The organism is Variovorax sp. 01T439_2 (assembly GCF_056398445.1).
In genome coordinates, this window is record NZ_JBFTPJ010000265.1 from 1 (window position 1) to 6370 (window position 6370).

Here is a 6370-nt window from a genome sequence, read left to right on the forward strand (position 1 = left end):
TCCTCCACCAGAGCCTGCTCGCTTCGGCGCTGCGGGTGGCGCGCGCCCGGCTCGGCTTTGCCGCGGGCAGCGACCCGGCCCTGCTGGCGCGCGTGCGGCGCGACGGCTTCCGGCCGATGGACTGGGACGCGCTGCTGCAGGCCGGGCTGGTGCAGCGCGTGCGGCTCTCGCGCGGCCAGGTGGAACAGGCCTTTGCGGGCATGGGCGTCGAGGAGGCGGAAGGCACCGGCGCGGCCTCCGGCGAAGTCTTCAGCGAGCTGTACCTGGCCTACCTGAACGTTCCGGCGGTGGGCCGCAACCTGCTGTCCGAAACGGGCTGGCAGCACCTGCTCGGCCGCATCGACGAGGGCGACCATGCGTTGCTGGCGATCGCCACCGGCCGCTACAGCTTCGTGGGCGAGAGCTTCGTGCGCGGCGCCGTGCCGGACCGCCTGACGCTCCGGCAGGGCGAGCTGCCGCTGGAGCTGCGCGACCTCGACCTGGACGATCCGCTGCGGCTGCCGGCCGCGCTGCGGCATGCCGATGCCAAGGTCTTCCGCGTCATCGGGCCGGCCGGCCTGGACCCGGCCCGGCCGCTGGACTTTGCGCTGCGCGTGACGCGCGAGAAGGGCATGCTCTACGGCGAGCGGGTGAGCCGCGACTTCGCCCTGCCCTACCGGCTGCCGGCCGACCAGGTGATTGCAGCGCAGGACGAGGCCAAGGGCTGGCAGGCCGTGTGGCATGCGCGCGCCTGGGAGCTGGCGGTGCTCGCGGGTGCGCTGGCGCTGCTGGCGCTGGTGCTGGCGCGGCCGCGCTGGATCGTCGCCACGCCCGCGCGGCTGGCGCGCTTTCGCACCGGCTACCTGGTCTTCACGCTGGTCTTCATCGGCTGGTTCGCGCAGGGCCAGCTCTCGATCGTCCACGTCACCGCCGCGATCCAGGCGATGGCGGCCGGGCGCTCGCTGGGCTTCCTGCTGTACGACCCGATGAGCGTGGCGCTGTGGGCCTTCGTCGCGCTCACGCTGGTGGCGTGGGGACGCGGCACCTTCTGCGGCTGGCTCTGCCCCTTCGGCGCGCTGCAGGAACTGGCGGCGCAGATCGCGCGGCGCGCGGGCCTGAGGAAGCACCTGCGGCTGCACCGCGATGTCGATGYGCGGCTGAAGCGGCTCAAGTACGCGGTGCTGGCCATCGTGCTGGTGCTGGCGGCCGTCTCGCCCGCGTGGACCGACCGGGCGGTGGAAGTCGAGCCCTTCAAGACCGCGATCACGCTGAACTTCGTGCGCGCCTGGCCCTTCGTGGCCTGGGCAGGCGGCCTGGTGCTGCTGAACCTGGTGCTCTACAAGGGCTTCTGCCGCTACCTGTGCCCACTCGGCGCGGGGCTCAAGCTGCTCGGGCATGCGCGGCTGCTGAAGTGGATTCCGCGCCGCGCCGAATGCGGCACGCCCTGCCAGACCTGCCGACACCGCTGCGAGTACCAGGCCATCAAGCCCGACGGCGCGATCGTCTACGGCGAGTGCTTCCAGTGCCTGGACTGCGTGGCCATCCACGACAGCCCCGAGCGCTGCGCGCCGCTGATCGCGCGCGGGCGCCAGCGGGTGATTGCGGTGCAGGCGGCGGCCGCCGTCCGGAGTGCGGCATGAAGCGGCGCCAGCTGCTGCGCCTGTCGCTCGGCCTGGGCGCGCTGGCCGGTGGCGCGGCCCTGGCGCCGGCCGTCACCGCGCTGCACTGGGGCCGGCGCGACCTGCTGGGCTTTGGCACCGCGCTGAGCCTGCAGGCCGGGCACGAGCGCGAGGCGGTGGTGGAACGCGCGCTGGACGAGGGCGTGGCGCTGCTGCGCCGCATCGAGGCGCAGATGAGCCTGTTCGATCCCGCCAGCGCGCTCTCGCGGCTGAACCGCGAGGGCCGGCTGGACGCGCCGCCCGAGGAGCTGCTGGCGGTGCTGCGCATTGCGCACGAGGTGTCGCGCGAGAGCCGCGGCGCCTTCGACGTGACGGTGCAGCCGCTGTGGGAGGCCTTCGCGGCCGCGCAGCGCGAAGGCCGCCTGCCGGACGCGCGGGAAGTGGCGGCGGCGCGCGCGCGGGTCGACTGGCGCGCGCTCGATGCGCGGCGCCGGCTGGTGCGCTTCGACGCGCCGGGCATGGCCGTGACGCTCAACGGCATCGCGCAGGGCTATGCGGCGGACCGTGTGCGGCAGGCGCTGGCGGCGTGCGGCATCCGGCACGCGCTGGTCGATGCCGGCGAGTTCGCGCCGCTCGGGCTGCGCGGCGGCACGCAGGCCTGGTCGCTCGGCATCGCCGACCCGCAGGCCGAATCCGCGCTGATCGCGCGGCTGTTGGCCGACGGGCGCTGCGTGGCCACCTCGGCCGACAGCCAGACCTTCTTCAGCGCCGACCGCCGGCACCACCACATCGTCGATCCGCACACCGGCTATTCGCCGCCGGCCCTGTCGGCCGTGACGGTGGCGGCGCCCAGCGGCGCGCTGGCCGATGCGCTCACCAAGGTGTTCTTCGTTGCGGGGCCCGCGCAGGCGCGGCAGGTCGCGCGCCAGTGGCAGGTCGATGCGCTGTGGGTCGACAAGGCCGGGCGCTGGGAGGCCACGCCCGGCCTGCAGATCGAGCCGGCCGCGCGGCGGCCGATGCTGTAGCGCCCGAGCCGCTCAGGCGGGCTTGGGCGCCCAGGCCTGGCACCAGCCCTTGGCCGCGATCTGCTTGCGGCCGAACATCGCGCAGCCCGCCCAGGCATCGGCGGGCGTGCCCTGCCACATCGCGCAGTTCACGCACTCCTGCGTGGCGGCATGGCGCGGGTACTTCTTCTTGTCGACGCTCTTCGTGTCGTGCCTGTAGCCCAACTGCACGGCCGTCTCGTCGCTTTCCTCGGCGCGCGGCGGCGCGGCCAGCACGCGCACCGGCAGCACTGCCAGCAGGCAGGCGCCGCCGGCCGCGCGGCCGACGAACTCCCGGCGGGAGGCCCCGCGGCCCCCTTCGCTGTTGCGATCCGTCATGCCGCCTCCTTCAGTTGGACGCCACGCGGGCCTCGCCCGCCCGGGCGGTGCGCGCGCCGCCGGCGGAAGGGATCTTGAAGACCCACACCATGCCGCCCTGCTCCAGCAGGTTGACCTTCTTGGCGACCTCGCCGCCCCACAGCGGCACCGCGCCGCCCCAGCCCGAGACCACGGCCACGTACTGCTCGCCGCCCTGCTGCCAGGTGACCGGCGGCGCGACCACGCCCGAGCCGGTCTGGAACTCCCACAGCACCTTGCCGGTCTTGGCGTCGGCCGCCTTCAGGTAGCCCTCGGGCGTGCCCCAGAACACCAGGTTGCCCCCGGTGGTGAGCACGCCGCCCCACAGCGGCGCGCCGTTCTTGATCTCCCAGGCGATCTTGCCGCTCTTGGGATCGATCGCGCGCAGCGCGCCGATGTAGTCCTCGTTGAGCGGCTTGATGGTGAAGCCCGAGCCAAGGTAGGCCGCGCCCTTCTTGTAGGCCACCGGTTCGTTCCAGATGTCCATGCCCCATTCGTTGGCGGGCACGTAGAACATCTTGGTGTCGGGGCTGTAGGCCATCGGCATCTGGTTCTTGCCGCCCAGGAAGCCAGGCGCCGCGAAGACCGAGCTGCCCTTCTTGCCGTCGCCGCCCGCGACCGGATCACCCGGGCGGTTCTCGGCCACGTAGTTCGGGCGGCCGGTCTTCAGGTCGATGCCGTTGGCCCAGGTCGTCTTCCTCACGAAGGGGAAGGCGTTCAGCAGCTGGCCGGTGGTGGCGTCGTTCACGTAGAAGTAGCCGTTGCGGTCGGCCTTGCCGCCCACGCGGCGGCCGTCCATGTCGAAGGTGACGAACTCGTTCACGCCGTCGAAGTCCCAGCTGTCGCTGGGCGTGTTCTGGTAGTGCCACTTGATCTGGCCGGTCTTCACGTCGATGGCCACCGTCGAGCACGAGAACAGGTTGTCGCCCTTGCGCAAGTGGCTGTTCCACGGCGCCGGGTTGCCGGTGCCGAAGTAGGCCAGGCCGGTCTTGGGATCGAAGGTGCCGCCCAGCCAGGTGGCAGCGCCGCCGGTCTTCCAGAGGTCGCCCGGCCAGCTCTTGTTGACGGTGCCCGAGACGCCCGCCTCCTTCTTGTTGCCGTCGTTGTCGTAGGTGTAGCCCATGTGGCCTTCCACCGTGGGGCGCGACCACACCATGCTGCCCGTCCTGGCGTCGCGCGCCTCGACGCGGCCGACGATGCCGAACTCGCCGCCCGACACCCCCGTGAGGATCAGGCCGTTGGCGATGATGGGCGCCGCGGTGGCCGAGTAGCCGGCCGCGTAGTCGTCGATCTTCTCCTTCCAGACCACGTCGCCGGTGTTCTGGTCGAGCGCCACCAGCTGCGCATCGAGCGTGGCGAAGATCACCAGGTTGTCGTACAGCGCCGCGCCGCGGTTGACCACGTCGCAGCAGGGCATGATGCCCTCGGGCAGGCGGTGCTCGTACTTCCACAGCTTCTTGCCGGTGGTGGCGTCGAGCGCGTAGATGCGCGAGTACGAGGCGGTGACGAACATCTTGCCCTTGTGGATCACGGGCTGCGCCTCCTGGCCGCGCTGCTTCTCCCCGCCGAAGGAGAAGGCCCATGCCGGCGCGAGCCGGGACACGGTGCCGGTGTTGACCTGCTTCAGCGGCGAGTAGCGCTGGCCCTGGGTATTGACCCCCCAGGTCAGGACGTTGCCGTTCGCGGTGGCTTCGGACTGGATCATCTTGTCCGTGACTTGCGCGCCGGCGCTGCCGGCCGCGGCCAGGCCGATGGCCATGAGCGCGTTCAAGAGCTTCAATTGCATGGATGTCTCCTCGTGGGTGTGGATAGCGGCTCGGGCGTGCCATGCGGGCATGCCTTCACGGGAGTCAAGGGCAATCTCCATGCCACGCGCGATGCGGGCTTCCAGGGGCTCTTGCGCGCATCGCGCGGGCCGTGGGGCGCGGGTTTTCCCGCTGCATTGCTACAAGGTCGAACAGCGCACGGGGCGCAACCGTTGCATCACGGCGCAGTGAATCGCCGGAAGGCGCCGGCCGCGCAATGACCGCCGATTGAGCGCCAAGGCCGGCCCGGTTACCTACCAGACATAGGGAATGAGGCGATGACGCACACGGCTTGCGTATTCGTTGTAACCGGGAAGATCACGGCGCAAGATCTTTTCCTCATCAAGAAGTCGCCAGATCAGCACCGGCAGGACGAGCGGGAGGAGGCAGATCGTGAGCCACGAGCCGAGTGCGAGCGGCATGCCGATGAAAAGCCAGAGCGCGCCAGCGTACATAGGATGACGCACATGAGCGTAGGGGCCGCTGTCGATCACCTTCTGGTCGCCCGCGACGCTGATGTTGGCTGCTGCATAACTATTGACCTTCAGCACCCAGAAAATAAAGAGGAAGGACGCCACGATCACGATGTTCCCTGCAAGGGACATATAAGCGGGAACCGGCGAGACGCCGAACCGGTAATCGAGTGCGGGCAGGATGATAAAGATGAAAAACGCGAGGATGATGAGCGACACAATGATCTTCTGCGGCCACTCTTTCTCATGCTGCGGTCCGGCATTCATGCGGCGCTCGAGCAGCGGCCTGTCATGGAGGGCAAGATGGACAGTGAAGCCGATGGTCGAGAGAGAAAAGACGGCGACAAAGAGCCAGCCTTGCCAGTATTGCCACGTGCCCGCGGGCAAGAAGATGAAGGCAACGAGAACGGCCATTCCCGCAACCCCTTGCGCGATGGCTTTCTTGTGGAGCGGATCCATAGACAGTGAATGGTATGTCCGGCGTTCCATTGCGCAACAGGCGGCTCAAATACGATGGCACGCTGATGCATCTACGAAATCGGAAAGATGGGGTCAGAAGCCTCTCACTGTCAGCCCGGGGTCGACCGTCCGGACTTTCGCGACCACCACCGGAAATTGATGACGTGACCTCAAACCCCTCCTCGTCAACTCACGTTGTACATGTCAGCGGCGCGGCGCGGCGCCCTGCATACTGGAAACTCGCGGCGCATCTGTGGACCCGACTGCAATATCGACTCTGACGGAAACAGCCGAACTCCAGACGACGAGGAGTGGACCGAACTGACGCTGTCTCTTCGCGGCGAGCCCGGGCAATTCAACCTTGGCGATACAGTCTTCCGACCCTGCATTAGCCGAGAAAGTTGCGGCGTTCCTCGATGGCAGCCGCAGGGGACCAGCGGCTACAGTCGGCCATAACCCGACATTCACTGACGCGGCTCAACTTGCCTGGAAGCCGGCGTTGACGGCGCGACTCTGCTTTTCAATGTGCGTCTGCTCTCTACATCTTGCGCATGCCATCGGGCAAAATGTCCGCCACAAGGAGAACCGGGGGATGCAGAAAAAAATCATAGCGATCGTGTTGCCAGTCTTAGCAA

Annotated in this window: 5 protein-coding genes and 1 pseudogene; 3 read left to right on the forward strand and 3 right to left on the reverse strand. The window is 69.0% G+C overall.

Annotation, left to right across the window (positions count from 1 at the left end):
* Both AC1DOC_RS14385 and AC1DOC_RS14390 read left to right on the forward strand, forming a co-directional pair.
* A partial coding sequence (locus AC1DOC_RS14385; protein ID WP_478129977.1) for a 4Fe-4S binding protein occupies positions 1 to 1619 on the forward strand: 1619 nt, incomplete at its 5' end.
* Entirely contained in the window at positions 1616 to 2623 is a 1008-nt protein-coding gene (locus tag AC1DOC_RS14390; RefSeq protein ID WP_436046216.1) for an FAD:protein FMN transferase, read from the forward strand. The genes AC1DOC_RS14385 and AC1DOC_RS14390, both read left to right, overlap by 4 nt.
* Before the next feature lie 12 nt (positions 2624 to 2635).
* Here AC1DOC_RS14390 and AC1DOC_RS14395 read toward each other — a convergent pair whose 3' ends face one another.
* The 3 genes from AC1DOC_RS14395 to AC1DOC_RS14405 form a co-directional block, all read right to left on the reverse strand.
* Entirely contained in the window at positions 2636 to 2980 is a 345-nt protein-coding gene (locus tag AC1DOC_RS14395; RefSeq protein WP_015866266.1) for a high-potential iron-sulfur protein, read from the reverse strand.
* A 10-nt stretch (positions 2981 to 2990) separates the two neighbouring features.
* Positions 2991 to 4784 (reverse strand): PQQ-dependent methanol/ethanol family dehydrogenase, encoded by a 1794-nt coding sequence (locus tag AC1DOC_RS14400; protein ID WP_307597284.1) that lies wholly within the window; start codon positions 4782 to 4784, stop codon positions 2991 to 2993.
* 273 nt (positions 4785 to 5057) lie between these two features.
* Positions 5058 to 5735 (reverse strand): methyltransferase family protein, encoded by a 678-nt coding sequence (locus tag AC1DOC_RS14405; RefSeq protein WP_436046218.1) that lies wholly within the window; start codon positions 5733 to 5735, stop codon positions 5058 to 5060.
* A 361-nt stretch (positions 5736 to 6096) separates the two neighbouring features.
* Here AC1DOC_RS14405 and AC1DOC_RS14410 point away from each other — a divergent pair.
* Positions 6097 to 6370 (forward strand): annotated as a pseudogene (locus tag AC1DOC_RS14410) (hypothetical protein); the annotation flags it as partial.